The sequence below is a fragment of the Pantoea sp. JGM49 genome (assembly GCF_018257655.1).
Taxonomy (GTDB): Bacteria; Pseudomonadota; Gammaproteobacteria; order Enterobacterales; family Enterobacteriaceae; genus Pantoea; species Pantoea communis.
Map to the genome: position 1 here is coordinate 244,566 of NZ_JAERJM010000004.1, position 13,560 is coordinate 258,125.

The 13,560-nt window shown below is 54.0% G+C and carries 10 protein-coding genes; 6 read left to right on the plus strand and 4 right to left on the minus strand.

Annotation, left to right across the window (positions count from 1 at the left end):
* Nucleotides 1-465: 465 nt before the first annotated feature.
* Complete coding sequence (locus JK231_RS09260) at nt 466-1,113, plus strand: metallophosphoesterase (RefSeq protein ID WP_034828689.1); 648 nt, start codon at nt 466-468, stop codon at nt 1,111-1,113.
* 2 nt (nt 1,114-1,115) lie between these two features.
* Here the strand turns inward: JK231_RS09260 and rsmF are convergent, their stop codons facing one another.
* From rsmF to yebS, 3 genes are all read right to left on the minus strand, one after another.
* The gene (gene rsmF, locus JK231_RS09265; RefSeq protein ID WP_211728422.1) at nt 1,116-2,540 is read right to left on the minus strand and encodes a 16S rRNA (cytosine(1407)-C(5))-methyltransferase RsmF; all 1,425 of its coding nucleotides are present in this window, start codon (nt 2,538-2,540) and stop codon (nt 1,116-1,118) included.
* Between the two features lie 75 nt (nt 2,541-2,615).
* Nucleotides 2,616-5,249: a PqiB family protein gene (locus JK231_RS09270; RefSeq protein WP_211728423.1), complete on the minus strand. Its 2,634-nt coding sequence runs from the start codon at nt 5,247-5,249 to the stop codon at nt 2,616-2,618.
* Complete coding sequence (gene yebS / locus JK231_RS09275; protein ID WP_097116874.1) at nt 5,218-6,462, minus strand: membrane integrity lipid transport subunit YebS; 1,245 nt, start codon at nt 6,460-6,462, stop codon at nt 5,218-5,220. Before yebS ends, JK231_RS09270 begins: the two co-directional genes overlap by 32 nt.
* A gap of 217 nt (nt 6,463-6,679) precedes the next feature.
* Between yebS and JK231_RS09280 the strand changes: the two genes are divergently transcribed.
* From JK231_RS09280 to htpX, 4 genes are all read left to right on the plus strand, one after another.
* On the plus strand, nt 6,680-7,180 hold the full coding sequence (locus tag JK231_RS09280; RefSeq protein ID WP_038646557.1) for a GAF domain-containing protein: 501 nt from the start codon (nt 6,680-6,682) through the stop codon (nt 7,178-7,180).
* A gap of 96 nt (nt 7,181-7,276) precedes the next feature.
* Nucleotides 7,277-7,957: an RNA chaperone ProQ gene (gene proQ, locus JK231_RS09285; RefSeq protein ID WP_034828699.1), complete on the plus strand. Its 681-nt coding sequence runs from the start codon at nt 7,277-7,279 to the stop codon at nt 7,955-7,957.
* Between the two features lie 19 nt (nt 7,958-7,976).
* Complete coding sequence (gene prc, locus JK231_RS09290) at nt 7,977-10,016, plus strand: carboxy terminal-processing peptidase (protein WP_211728424.1); 2,040 nt, start codon at nt 7,977-7,979, stop codon at nt 10,014-10,016.
* A gap of 218 nt (nt 10,017-10,234) precedes the next feature.
* Nucleotides 10,235-11,116: a protease HtpX gene (htpX, locus tag JK231_RS09295; protein WP_038646563.1), complete on the plus strand. Its 882-nt coding sequence runs from the start codon at nt 10,235-10,237 to the stop codon at nt 11,114-11,116.
* Nucleotides 11,117-11,168: 52 nt separating this feature from the next.
* Here the strand turns inward: htpX and JK231_RS09300 are convergent, their stop codons facing one another.
* Entirely contained in the window at nt 11,169-12,551 is a 1,383-nt protein-coding gene (locus tag JK231_RS09300) for an MFS transporter (RefSeq protein ID WP_160833637.1), read from the minus strand.
* A gap of 193 nt (nt 12,552-12,744) precedes the next feature.
* On the opposite strand from JK231_RS09300, the gene kdgR reads away from it, so the two are divergent.
* Nucleotides 12,745-13,536, plus strand: a complete 792-nt coding sequence (gene kdgR / locus JK231_RS09305; RefSeq protein ID WP_034828705.1) for a DNA-binding transcriptional regulator KdgR — start codon at nt 12,745-12,747, stop codon at nt 13,534-13,536.
* Nucleotides 13,537-13,560 lie beyond the last annotated feature (24 nt).

Genomic DNA, 13,560 nt, shown 5'->3' on the forward strand with positions numbered 1-13,560 from the left:
ATTCTCATAAAGAAGGAAAGAGGATAGGACGTTATCGGCAGGAAGGAAGAAAGCTTAAATAAACATCACTAATGTAAGCGAAGCGTAAAAAAGCAATGATGAGAATGATAGTTAATATCATTTAACTTGTTCGGAATTGTCTGGATTGATAAAGTGATCGCCGTCCCGCACAGAGCTAACGCCTTTAATGAGCGCCGGAGATAAGCGCCGGACGGGACTTTCATCAGGGCTGCAGGACGCAGCCACTGTTGAAACTTCTGAGATGTAAAATCCTTCAGCCCACAAACAGCAGATGCACCAAACGCGCCAGCGATTCAAGCAACAACAGGCTGCCGAGAAATATAAACACCAGTACACCGATAAATTGTTTACGGCTGCTCACGCTGCTCCCTCCCCTGGCTTCATCTCACCGGACTGTACTTTATGCCGGGTTCACTAAACTTCCAGTCAACCGGGAAAGATTACATGTTTTACCAAACGGTGAGTGCCAAAACGTGGCGTAACATTTGGGTGGTGGGCGATTTGCATGGTTGCCGCGCTCAACTGGACTCGCAGCTCATTCTGCATGACTTCGACAAAGAGCGAGACCTGCTGCTGTCGGTAGGGGATTTGATCGATCGCGGTCCCGACAGCCCCGGCTGCTTACAGCTGTTGCAGGAGCCATGGTTTCGCTGTGTGCGCGGTAATCATGAACAGATGGCGTTGTCGGCGCTGGAAGGGCAAGACCCTATGCTGTGGATGATGAACGGCGGTGACTGGTTCTGGCAATTAAAAGGGGCGGATTTAATTGCGGCGCGCCATGCGCTGAAACGCTGTGCCGATCTGCCGCTGATTTTGCACCTAGAGTTAGCCGACCGCGTGGTGGTGATCGCCCATGCCGACTATCCAGCCAGCCATTATGAGTTGGGTCAGGACGTGGACTGGCATCAGGTGGTGTGGAGCCGCGATCGTCTCGGCCGCCATCATCGTGGCGCTTCCGCCAGTATTGACGGTGCGAGCGATTTCTATTTCGGCCACACGCCACTGGAACAGCCGCTCAATGTGGCGAACCAGCATTACATCGACACCGGCGCAGTGTTCGGTAATCGCTTAACGCTGGTTCAGCTTCAATAGAGTTAACGGAACAAACGCCCGTCGCGCACCAGGTCGCGTGGATAGCTGTTTTTGATGCGGTTACTGACTTTCTTGGCTAAACCCAATGGCTGCTGCTGATAGGTGACAATCACTTCATCGCGAGTTGGTGCGGTTTCAGGATGAATATCCTGGCCGCGATACCAGCTTTCTGCTTCCGTTTCTGTCAATTCGAAATCCAGTGCGCTGCCCGGTTTAGTCAGGGCAACCACCGCTTCATGCTGCCAGCGATAGCCTTTCGGGAAGGTCTCTGCCAGCTTCAGACCGATGCGGGAGAACCGCACTCTGCCGAGCCAGCTTTCCAGCGCAGCCGGGAACAGCCACAGTTCTTTATCACGCTGCCACAACGCATGCTGCTCATCCCACTCAATCCCCACCTTAGCAGCCGCCTGTTGCACTTCAGCAACCAGCTTGCGGCTGGCAGGCGAGAAGGGCAGTTTACCCACTTTATAGGTGGGCGCGGGCAGCGCCGGGATGCTGGCCGTTTTGCGCAGGCGTGCGACAAAGAAGCCTTCACTGTCGAAAATCTGTGGGAAGACATGCAGGAAGCCTTCCGGCGTCAATGCACGCTCGGCACCGTCAAACAGGTCGCGCAACGGCACGATTTCTACTGCATCGGGATAGCGCTGCTGCAGCCAGGCGATCACCTGCTGATTTTCAATCTGGTTCAGTGTACAGGTGGAATAAATTAACGTGCCGCCTGGCTGTAAGGCATGAAACGCACTGTCGAGCAGGTCACGCTGAGTTGCGGCAATCTCTTCAGTGCTGGCCAGTGTCCAGTTACGCAGGGCGTCGGCATCTTTACGCACCACACCTTCGCCGGAGCAGGGCGCATCCAGCAGGATGGCATCAAACTGCTCAGGTAGGGCGGCACCAAACACACGACCATCAAAGTGCGTCAGCGCCACATTGCTGACGCCACAGCGGCTGATATTGGCATGCAACACTTTTACACGGCTGGCTGAATATTCATTGGCGAGGATCGCGCCTTCGTTGCGCATCAACGCGGCCATTTGCGTGGTTTTGGAACCGGGTGCAGCGGCCACATCCATCACCTTGCGTGCTTCTGGCGCGGCATCAAACAACGCGGTGACCGGCAGCATTGAGCTGGCTTCCTGAATGTAGAACAAACCGCTCAGGTGCTCGGCCACACTGCCCAGCGGCAATGTCTCATCTTCCCGCTCGATCCAGAATCCTTCAGCGCACCAGGGAACCGGCGTTAAGCGCCAGCCATAATGCGCGGTGCGTGCTAAAAACGCCTCCACACTGATTTTCAACGTATTGACGCGCAGGCTGCGGCGCAGCGGCTGCTGGCTAATCGCCAGGAAACGCTGCAGTTCATTTTCGTCAGCCAGGCTGGTGCGCATCAGCGCAAGGAAATCTTCAGGAAAGCGATCGGACACGGACATTTACCGGGGTATCAAATTTAGCGCGAAGTGTAACACGTGCAAATAAAACGGGCAGCCCGCAGGCTGCCCGATTGCTTAATTGGGATCCGGAATCGCCGTTCCCCAACTGCGCCACTCTTTCGGCGCTTCATCCTGCAACAGGAAGTGTTTATCTGCGCCCGCCTGTGGCGCCAGCGGCACCGTCGGCGGTGTAGCAAATTGAATGCCGCCACGAATGAACTGCTGGAAGGTACCGGTTTTCACGACCCCACCAATCAGACCGAAGTCGAGGTTATAGCCAGACGCCAGCCAGAACACGGAGTTATTACGCACCAGATGCTGATACTTCTTGCTGATGCGCAGCGCGATCTGTACGCGATCCGCCATGTTGCCCAGCGAGGTACCGGTTACCGTCCCCACTTCTACCCCACGGAACAGCACCGGGGTACCCAACGACAGCGAACCGGCTTCTGTAGCATCAACATAAATGTTGAGTCCGTTGAGGTAACGCGAATCGGTGATGGTACTCTCCTGCAACTCAAAGGTACGTGCCTGAGCCCCTTTGCCGGGATCGACATTGAGGTAAGGCTGCAGCAAGGTCTCCAGATGATTAACACCCGCTGGCGAAATTTCCGGTGAGACCACCGAGAAACGACTGCCGATACGCGCAAAGTCCTGCACATACTCGGGATAAAGCACCGCTTTCGCCACCACCTGATTATTGTCTTTACTCAATGCCAGTGATTCGACCTGGCCGACATTAATGCCGAGGTAACGAATCGGCATGCCCGCAGCCAGCTTGCTGGCATCAAAGGTATGCAAGGTGATCTGGCTGCCGACTGCACGCGCAGCCGTTTCAGAGGCATAGAGTACGCGTTTCACGCCTTTCGCCGCTTGCGCGCCAGTGAGGTTATCGAAACTGATCGCCCCTTTCAGCGCACGGTTGAGCGGCGAAGCCTGCACCGTTAAACCGCTGCCGTTAAGTTGCACTTTCGCACCACCTTCGGCCCAGAATACGCTCTCGCTGGTCAGCAATTTGCGGTATTGCGGCTCAATGTGGATGGAAATCTCAAAGGCATCGGCGCGCGGCACCACGTCCACCACTTCACCCACCTGGAATTTACGATACAGCACCACTGAACCTGCCTGCACATCTGGCAAGCTGTTGGCGGTCAGTTTCAGTGTGGTTGGCGGCTGGTCACCGATAATCCCTTCCTGCGCACGCTCAGCATCGGCATATAAAGGATAACGGGCGGAAGGATTGCCTTTCGCACCCGGCACCAGACGTATGCCGCCGTCTACCCATTCACGCGCACTGGCACCCAGCACCTGCATTCCATCGAGACCAAACTTCACGTCGAGACGACTATTCACAATGAATTTGCTGTCCGCGTGCACCAGATGGCGATATTCCGGATTGATGGCCACCGCAAAGCTAATGCCATTCTCATCCAGTTGACGCGAAATGACCTGCCCAATCTTCATGCCGTACAGCATCACCGGCTGACCGCCATCAATACCGTAGGTTTCCGGCGCGCTGAGTTTTACCGTCAGAACATCCGGTTTTTGCAGCAGGGTTTCGCTGGCAGGCAGCACGGTAAAGTGATCCTGCGCGGGACCTTCGCCCGGTACCAGTTCGAAGGTGTTACCGGTCAGCAAGCTGCTGAGATTGGTGTCGGTCAGGCTCAGTTTGGGCGCCCGCATTTCAATGCGGGTACCGCTGCGCATCAGGCTCGTCACCGAAGGATCCACGGTGAGTTCGCCGGTGACTTTGCCGCCCGGTAACAGATTGAGTTTGGTCAAGGTACCGACTTCCAGACCCTGGTACATCAGTGGCGTGCTATTCGCTTTGAGGTTATCGCCGCTCGGTAAATCCAGACTGATCTGCACGCCACGCTGGCTGCGTGCCAGATCGGGGTAGAGCTGATAGTTTTCGTCGCTGTTAGCCTGCTGACCTTCTTCTGGAGAATCAAAGGCAATCGCCCCATTCACCAGCGCTGCCAGGCTCTCCAGCTTCACTTTGGCACCGCTCAGACTGACGTCAGCGTCTACGCCGGACACGTTCCAGAAGCGGCTCTGCTTTTTCACCAGATTGACGAAACGACGCTCAATCAGTACGTCGACCGTGACGCCATCAGTATTACCGTTGATGCTGTAGTCATACACGCGTCCCACCGGGATTTTGCGGTAATAGACCAGCGAACCGGTATTCAGCGATCCCAAATCGGGGGAGTGCAGATGGATCAGCAACTCGCCGGTGTTGACGCGATATTTGGGTTGGGTGTCCAGCGCGGTAAAGTGCTCACGCGGATTGCCGTCGCCGGGCATCATGCCAATATAGTTACCGCCCACCAGCGCATCCAATCCTGAAACACCTGCCAGAGAGGCTTTCGGCGTGACCAGCCAGAACTGTGTATTGTCCTTCAGCGCATCGCGCATATCGCTCTTGATACTGGCTTTGATCTGGATGCTGTGATAGTCATCGCTCAGCACAATACCTTGCACGGTACCCACTTCCACGCCCTGATAGCGAATCGGCGTACGGCCCGGCACGATGCCATCCGCGGTCTGGAAGTTGATGGTGATAGTGGTACCGCGTTCCTGATAGTTGGTCCATAACAGCCAGCCAGCAATCAGCAGGGCAATAATGGGCAATAGCCAGAACGGCGAAACCTTGCGTTTGTTACGCAGGTTGGCGCTAGTCGGTGTAGTCGGCGTTTCCTGTTGCATGTGCATCCCAGATCAGGCGGCTATCAAGCCACTCTACAGCCATAATGGTCAGGATGACTGCCGCGCCAAAGTAGAAGGCGGCAGGTCCCATGGTAAAAGCAAGCAGTTGATCGCGATTCACCAATGACATGGTGACCGCAATCACGAACAGATCCAGCATCGACCAGCGTCCCACCCAGGTGATGGCACGCAGCAGTCGAATGCGGGTTTTTAAGCCCTGTTCACACTTAAAATGGATGCTGACCAGCAAAGTCAGCATCACTAACACTTTGGTAAACGGCACCAGGATACTGGCGATAAATACCACCGCCGCCACCGGGATGTTGCCGGAAGCCAGACCCAGAATACCGGAGAAGATCGTATCTTCACGGCGTGCGCCATTAACGTAAACTACTGAAATCGGCAGCAGATTAGCGGGGATCAGTAGCACAATCGAAGCGATCAGCGCGGCCCAGGATTTCTGCAAACTGTGGCGACGACGGAAATCGAGCGGGGTGTGACAACGTGTACAACGTCCGCGATCGTCCGGCATGCCGGTTTGATGACAGTTCAGACACACCTGCCACTGTTCCGGAGGTGTGGTGGGCACAGCCTGCGGATAATAGTGCTCCCACAGCTCTTCCACGTTGAGATGAATCAGCGTCAGCAGGCTCAGCACCGTCAGCGCGATATAGGCCACCAGGCCATAGCCGACTTCCAGCGCGGCGTAATCCTGCACCTTTATAGAGGCGACCGCCACACCGACCAGATAGATATCCAGCATCACCCACTCTTTGAGCTTCTCCAGCATCAGCAACACCGGACGCAGGTTCATCCCGAGGGCGTTGCCAATCCATAAATAGCAGATGCCCGCGACTAAGGTTACCGGTGCACCAATGGTACAAAACGCCACCATCGAGGCCGTCAGCACGTTGCCCTGCTGCGCCATCTGGATCACGCCTTCCACCAGGCTGGCGTTGATGCGCATGCCGAGCAAGCGAATATCCACCAACGGGAGGCTGAAGGCGAAGGGCATCAACACGATCATGGTCACGGCCATTACGGTGAGTCGCGTCATTGACCAATCGCGGCCACTTTGAATTTTTGCATGACAGCGCGGGCAATGCGCCGACTGATGCGATTTCACATCCGGTAAGGAAAAAAGGGTATCGCATTGCGGACAACGCTGATAACGTGCGTGGGGCAACGTCTGGCTGATAGCGTGAATTTTCATAGGTGACGCAAGTGGCCCATCGTTCGTTACGTTTACCGGCATGCTGTTCAGAGCATTCTGACTGCAATAGGGAGTGGTACAAGAATAGTCTTAACCACCGACTGCTAAGGGTATAGTAACTAACACAATGATTCACCTGATGGGGCTGGATTATTAGTGCTTATTTTAACAACTGAGTGACAACAAGCTCACGACAGTGACGAGTTATGGTTAAACAATGAACAAAAAAGCCTTTTACGAGGATTTAAATCGCGATGTCCGTGCACTGTTAGCGGGCGAAACCTCTTTCCTGGCAGCACTGGGTAATTGCAGTGCGCTGCTGTTTGAACGCCTGGAAGGCGTGAACTGGGCAGGATTCTACTTGCTCACCGAGCCAAATACGCTGGTGCTGGGCCCGTTCCAGGGCAAAATTGCCTGCGTACGCATTCCGGTGGGCAAAGGGGTTTGTGGCACAGCGATTGCAGAGGATAAAGTACAGCTCGTTGAGGATGTGCATGCGTTCCCTGGTCATATCGCGTGTGATGCGGCCAGCAACGCTGAAATCGTGATTCCTCTGAAAGTGAATGGCACCGTTGTCGGTGTGCTAGACATTGATAGTACGGTTTATTCTCGCTTTGATAGTGAGGATGAAGCGGGGCTGGTGGCCCTTACCGACGGGCTTTGTGAAGTGCTGGCGGGCAGTGACATCGAAAAATTTATTCAACTGTCACGCAGCTAATCGACTGGATCACATAGCATTTGGCGATGTTGTCATTATAATGTCGCCTGTTCATGCCTGCTCTGGTCGGCAAACCCGTAGTAATCAGGAAATTTCATGGAAAATCAACCTAAGTTGAATAGCAGTAAAGAAGTGATCGCCTTTTTGGCGGAACGTTTTCCGCAATGTTTTAGCGCCGAAGGTGAAGCGCGTCCGCTTAAAATCGGTATCTTCCAGGATCTGGTTGAGCGCGTTCAGGGTGAAAACAGCCTGAGCAAGACGCAACTGCGTTCAGCCTTGCGCCTTTATACCTCAAGCTGGCGTTACCTGTACGGCATTAAAGCGGGTGCAATCCGAGTTGATCTTGATGGCAACGCCTGTGGCGTGCTGGACGAACAACACGTAGAACATGCGCGCAAGCAGCTGGAAGAAGCTAAAGCGCGCGTTCAGGCGCAGCGCGATCAGCAAAAAGCGAAGAAACGCGAAGCCGGTGAAGAGACCGCTGAACGTCGTCCTCGTAAACCTGCTCCTCGCAAAGCGGCTGAAGGCGAAGCACCTCGCAAGCCTCGTCCACAGGCACCGCGTGCCGCATCAGCAGAACGTCCTGCTGCACCGCGCCCACCGCGAGCTAAACCTGTCACTGATACCTCAACTTTGCAACCCGGCCAGAACATCAAAGTTAAAGCAGGCAAAAGTGCAATGGACGCCACCATTCTTGAAATCACCAAGGATGGCGTTCGGGTGCAGCTCGCTTCCGGCATGGCAATGATTGTGCGCGCAGAACACTTGCAGTTCTGAAACGGAGGCTGACCTCGGCATGAACAACATTTTAAAGATCGGTATGATCGCGGGCCTGCTGTTAGCAGGCCCCACCTTTGGCGTAGATAACATTACCCGCGCCGACCAGATTCCACAGTTACATGAAGACCCGCAGCATCCTACCGTCAGTGAACGCGTCACTTCGCGTTTCACCCGTTCTCACTATCGTCAGTTCGATCTGAATCAGGATTTCTCTGCGAAAATTTTTGATCGCTACCTGAATCTGCTCGACTACAACCATAACGTGTTGTTGGCTTCAGACATCGCGCAATACGCCGATAAGAAAACCACGTTGGGTGATGAACTGCGCAGCGGTAAGCTGGATGTGTTCTACGATCTCTACAATCTGGCGCAGAAACGTCGCTTCGAGCGCTATCAATATGCGCTGAGCGTGCTGAATCGCCCGATGAATTTCACCGGCAATGACACCATCGACATTGACCGTGCAAAATCACCCTGGCCGAAAAACAGCGATGAGCTGAACGCGCTGTGGGATGCCAAAGTTAAATATGATGAGCTGAGCCTGAAACTGGCCGGTAAAGATGACAAAGAGATTCGTGAAACGCTGACTAAGCGTTACAACTTTGCCATTCGTCGCCTGGCGCAGAGCAACAGTGAAGATGTGTTCCAGCTGGCGATGACCGCCTTTGCGCATGAAATCGACCCGCACACCAACTATCTTTCACCGCGTAACACCGAACAGTTCAACACCGAGATGAGCCTGTCGCTGGAGGGTATCGGTGCCGTGCTGCAGATGGACGATGATTACACGGTCATCAACTCTATGGTGGCTGGCGGACCGGCCGCGAAAAGCAAATCCATCAGCGTGGGCGACCGTATTGTCGGTGTTGCTCAGCCAGGCAAGCCAATGGAAGATGTGATTGGCTGGCGTCTGGATGATGTGGTGTCCAAAATCAAAGGACCGAAAGGCAGCAAAGTGCGCCTGGAAATCCTGCCTGCTGGCAAGGGCACCAAAACCCGCACCGTGACACTGACGCGTGAAAAGATCCGTCTTGAAGATCGCGCGGTGAAAGGCACCGTACATAACGTCGGTAAAGAGAAAGTCGGCGTACTGGATATTCCAGGCTTCTACGTTGGCCTGACTGACGATGTGAAAGTGCAGCTGCAAAAACTGCAGAAGCAGAACGTCGACAGCATCGTGATTGATTTGCGTACCAACGGCGGCGGTGCGCTCACCGAAGCCGTATCACTGTCGGGTCTGTTTATCCCAAGTGGCCCAGTGGTGCAGGTCCGTGACAACAACGGTCGCGTGCGCCAGGACAGCGATAACGACGGTATCGTTTATTACAAAGGTCCGCTGGTGGTGCTGGTCGATCGTTTCAGTGCCTCGGCTTCTGAGATCTTCGCCGCTGCGATGCAGGATTACGGTCGCGCACTGATCGTCGGTGAACCAACCTTTGGTAAGGGCACCGTACAGCAGTACCGTTCACTGAACCGCATCTACGATCAGATGCTGCGTCCGGAATGGCCGGCGCTGGGCTCAGTGCAATACACCATCCAGAAGTTCTATCGCATTAACGGTGGCAGTACTCAGCGTAAAGGCGTCACGCCGGACCTGCTGATGCCAACTGGCGTAGAAGCGGCGGAAACCGGTGAGAAGTTCGAGGACAACGCGCTGCCATGGGATAGCGTGAATGCCGCGACTTACACCAAAACCGGTGATATCACCGCGCTGGTACCGCAGCTGACCAAAGAGCACGCCGATCGTATCGCTAAAGATCGCGAGTTCCAGTACATCATGAAAGATATTGCGCGCTTTGACGCGATGAAAGATAAACGCAATATTGTGTCGCTCAATCTTGCTCAACGTGAGAAAGAGAACCACGAAGATGATGCACTGCGTCTGGAACGCATTAACGCGCGCTACCAGGCGGAAGGCAAAGCCCCGCTGAAGAGCATTGAAGATTTGCCGAAAGACTACAAAGAGCCAGACCCGTATCTGGACGAAACCGTGAAAATTGCCAACGACATGGCACAGCTGGAGAAAACCCAGCCTGCTGCCGAAGGCGCGAAATAAATTTTCGCTGAATAAAAGCACCGCTCCGGCGGTGTTTTTTTTTGCACCAAAGGTATTGTTCATTGTGGCTAATGGGCAGAATTGCGCACATCATTACCAAATGTAAAGTTATGTCTTTTTAGACACTTAAAGATTAAGGTTGCTTGAAAACCTGCGCAATGGACATAGGATGTATATCCGCGCATGAGCGCGAGCACAACTGAGGAAGATTAACGTTTATGATGCGTATTGCGCTTTTCCTGGTCACCAACCTGGCGGTGATGTTGGTATTCGGACTGATTCTGAGTCTGACAGGAATTCAGTCAAGCAGTGTTCAGGGTCTGATGATTATGGCAGGTCTGTTTGGCTTTGGCGGTGCGTTTGTTTCACTGCTGATGTCTAAATGGATGGCGTTGCGCTCCGTCGGCGGTGAAGTGATTCAACAACCCCGTAACGAGACAGAACGCTGGCTGATGGATACCGTCAGTCGCCAGGCTCAACAGTCCGGCATTGCGATGCCGCAAGTGGCGATCTATCACGCGCCAGATATTAACGCCTTTGCTACCGGTGCGCGTCGTGACGCCTCACTGGTTGCGGTCTCGACCGGCTTGCTGCAGAACATGAGCCGTGATGAAGCGGAAGCGGTGCTGGCGCACGAAATCGCCCACATCGCTAACGGTGACATGATCACCATGACGCTGATTCAGGGTGTGGTGAACACCTTCGTGATCTTCATTTCGCGTATTATCGCGCAGGTAGCATCGGGCTTCCTGTCGGGTAACCGTGACGGTGAAGAGAGCAGCAACGGTAACCCGCTGGTCTATTTTGCGGTCGCGACCGTGCTGGAACTGGTGTTCGGCATTCTCGCCAGCATCATCACCATGTGGTTCTCACGTCACCGTGAATTCCACGCGGATGCAGGTTCAGCCAAACTGGTGGGCCGCGAGAAGATGATTGCCGCTCTGCAGCGTTTGAAAACCAGCTACGAGCCGCAGGAGCCAAGCAGCATGATGGCATTCTGCATTAACGGCAAAAGCAAATCGTTGAGCGAATTGTTTATGTCGCATCCGCCGCTCGATAAGCGTATTGAAGCGCTGCGTAACGGTGACTATCTGAAATAATGGTTTGGCTGTTGCAATAAACAAAGGTGCCCAATTGGGCACCTTTGTTGTTTTATGACTTCACCGTCTGACTCGATTGCGTCATCCGAGACATACTGACGACGGCTGCCACCGTGGCGAAACTACCCGCCAGAACCAGTGATGCATGTGTTCCGCTGTCGTTAAACAGATTGAACATCAATGCAACCAATGCTGCACCGCTGCTCTGACCGACCAAACGCGCCGTCCCTAACATACCGCTGGCGCCACCGCTGCGATGGCGCGGGGCAGAGGAGATAATCGTGTGATTATTTGGAGACTGGAACAGGCCAAAGCCCGCACCGCAAAGCATCATTCGCCAGATAATATCAATATCGGTGGGTTGTGAAGGCAGCAGTGCCAGTAAGAACAGACCCGCCGCAAACATTGCCAGCCCCAGGCCACCCAATAATCCCGCATGGACTTTCTCAATCAACCGGCCAGCAATGGGGGCCAGCACCATGGTGGCCAGCGGCCAGGGTGTGAGCAGCAACCCGGTTGCCACTTCATCCCGTCCCAGCACGTTTTGCAGGAAGAATGGCAGCGAAACCATAGCCAGCATCTGCGCACAGAACGAGCAAATCGAAGTGCACATCGACAACGAAAAAATGGGGATGCGCAGCAAATCCACCGGCAGTAGCGGCACTGGCATCGCCAACTGGCGACGAACAAACACCACGCCCACCAACACCAGTGCGACGACTTCAGCCAGAATGAGCCAGTGGTCCTGCCCCTGTGAGAACCCGCTGAGGGCCGATATGAGCAGGCCAAAGAACAGGGCGTTCATGATGGCACTGGGAACATCGAACTTCTGCTGTTTAGCTTTCTGCGTGTTATCTGGCAGAAAACGCAGCGCCAGCCACAGTGCCACAATGCCCAGCGGCACGTTGATCAGGAATAACCATTTCCAGCTGGCGATGGAGAGAATCGCGGCTGCCACCGTTGGGCCCGCAGCGCTCGACACCGCGACGATCAGCGAGTTAATCGCCATACCGCGGCCGAGAAAACGCTGCGGATAGATAATACGAATCAGCGCTGTGTTCACACTCATCAGTGCCGCGCCGCCAAAACCCTGCAGGATACGCGCCACGGTAAGCATATTGAGTGAAGAGGAGAGGGCGCAGAACAGTGAAGTGGCGATAAACAACGCCAGCCCTACCTGATAAACACGGCGATAACCCAGCATATCGCCCAGAAAGGAGAGCGACAGTAACGAGATAACAATGGCGATTTGGTAGGCGTTAACAATCCAGATTGATTCCGCCGGACTGGCATTCAGTTCGCGTGCAATGGTGGGTAACGCAACGTTAGCAATGGCACCATCCAGCACTGCCATCATGATGCCTAACGCAATAGTGATAATCGCGCCGTACCGCTGCGGAACAGGTAATCCATCCTGAGAGACTGTAGGGGACATAAATGAAATAAATGAAGGAAGTGAATATCATCATGCTAATCAATTTTGTGACGGAAAGCACCGCATTCATTGACAAAAAATTACGAAGGAATGTGTCGCAGATTGCCAGTCGTTGCCGCCGTTGGGCTGAAACGCATATACTGGCGCTTCTGTTCCGTTTTTTTTGAAACACCGTCAAAAAAGGATACGCGCAATGGCGAGCAGTGATAACGATAAACAGCCAGACTCCGTCTCTTCGGTAATGAAAGTGTTCGGCATTTTACAGGCGTTAGGCGAAGATCGTGATCATGGTATCACCGAGCTGTCGCAACGCGTGATGATGTCAAAAAGCACGGTTTACCGCTTTCTGCAAACCATGAAATCATTGGGTTACGTCGCGCAGGAAGGGGAAAGTGAAAAATATTCGCTGACGCTCAAGCTGTTTGAATTGGGTGCCAGGGCACTACAAAACGTCGACCTGATTCGTAGTGCCGATGTCGAAATGCGAGAACTGTCGCGTTTGACCAAAGAAACCATCCACCTGGGTGCGCTGGAAGAAGACAGCATTGTCTATATCCATAAAATTGATTCGCTGTATAACCTGCGCATGTACTCGCGCATCGGGCGTCGTAACCCGCTGCATACCACCGCCATCGGTAAAGTGTTACTGGCATGGCGCGATCGCACTGAAGTTCAGGCAATCCTGAGCGAAGTCGAGTTTCGTCGCAGTACCGCCAACACCATCGTCAGTGCTGAAGCGCTACTTGAGGTATTAGATCAGGTAAAAGTGCAGGGGTTCGGTGAAGATAATGAAGAGCAGGAAGAGGGCTTACGCTGTATCGCTGTGCCGGTTTTCGACCGCTTCGGCGTGGTGATCGCGGGATTGAGCATCTCGTTCCCGACAATCCGATTCTCTGAAGAAGCAAAAAACGAGTATGTGGCGATGCTGCATCGTGCCGCGCGCAATATTTCCGACCAGTTGGGTTACCACGACTACCCATTCTGAATAGCAGAACGGGCTGTCGCCAGC

What these genes read in the sequence shown, in the direction of transcription:
- JK231_RS09260 (WP_034828689.1), top strand. Translation starts at nt 466, where the DNA reads ATGTTTTACCAAACGGTGAGTGCCAAAACGTGGCGTAACATTTGGGTG.
- rsmF (WP_211728422.1), bottom strand. Translation starts at nt 2,540, where the DNA reads ATGTCCGTGTCCGATCGCTTTCCTGAAGATTTCCTTGCGCTGATGCGC.
- JK231_RS09270 (WP_211728423.1), bottom strand. Translation starts at nt 5,249, where the DNA reads ATGCAACAGGAAACGCCGACTACACCGACTAGCGCCAACCTGCGTAAC.
- yebS (WP_097116874.1), bottom strand. Translation starts at nt 6,462, where the DNA reads ATGAAAATTCACGCTATCAGCCAGACGTTGCCCCACGCACGTTATCAG.
- JK231_RS09280 (WP_038646557.1), top strand. Translation starts at nt 6,680, where the DNA reads ATGAACAAAAAAGCCTTTTACGAGGATTTAAATCGCGATGTCCGTGCA.
- proQ (WP_034828699.1), top strand. Translation starts at nt 7,277, where the DNA reads ATGGAAAATCAACCTAAGTTGAATAGCAGTAAAGAAGTGATCGCCTTT.
- prc (WP_211728424.1), top strand. Translation starts at nt 7,977, where the DNA reads ATGAACAACATTTTAAAGATCGGTATGATCGCGGGCCTGCTGTTAGCA.
- htpX (WP_038646563.1), top strand. Translation starts at nt 10,235, where the DNA reads ATGATGCGTATTGCGCTTTTCCTGGTCACCAACCTGGCGGTGATGTTG.
- JK231_RS09300 (WP_160833637.1), bottom strand. Translation starts at nt 12,551, where the DNA reads ATGTCCCCTACAGTCTCTCAGGATGGATTACCTGTTCCGCAGCGGTAC.
- kdgR (WP_034828705.1), top strand. Translation starts at nt 12,745, where the DNA reads ATGGCGAGCAGTGATAACGATAAACAGCCAGACTCCGTCTCTTCGGTA.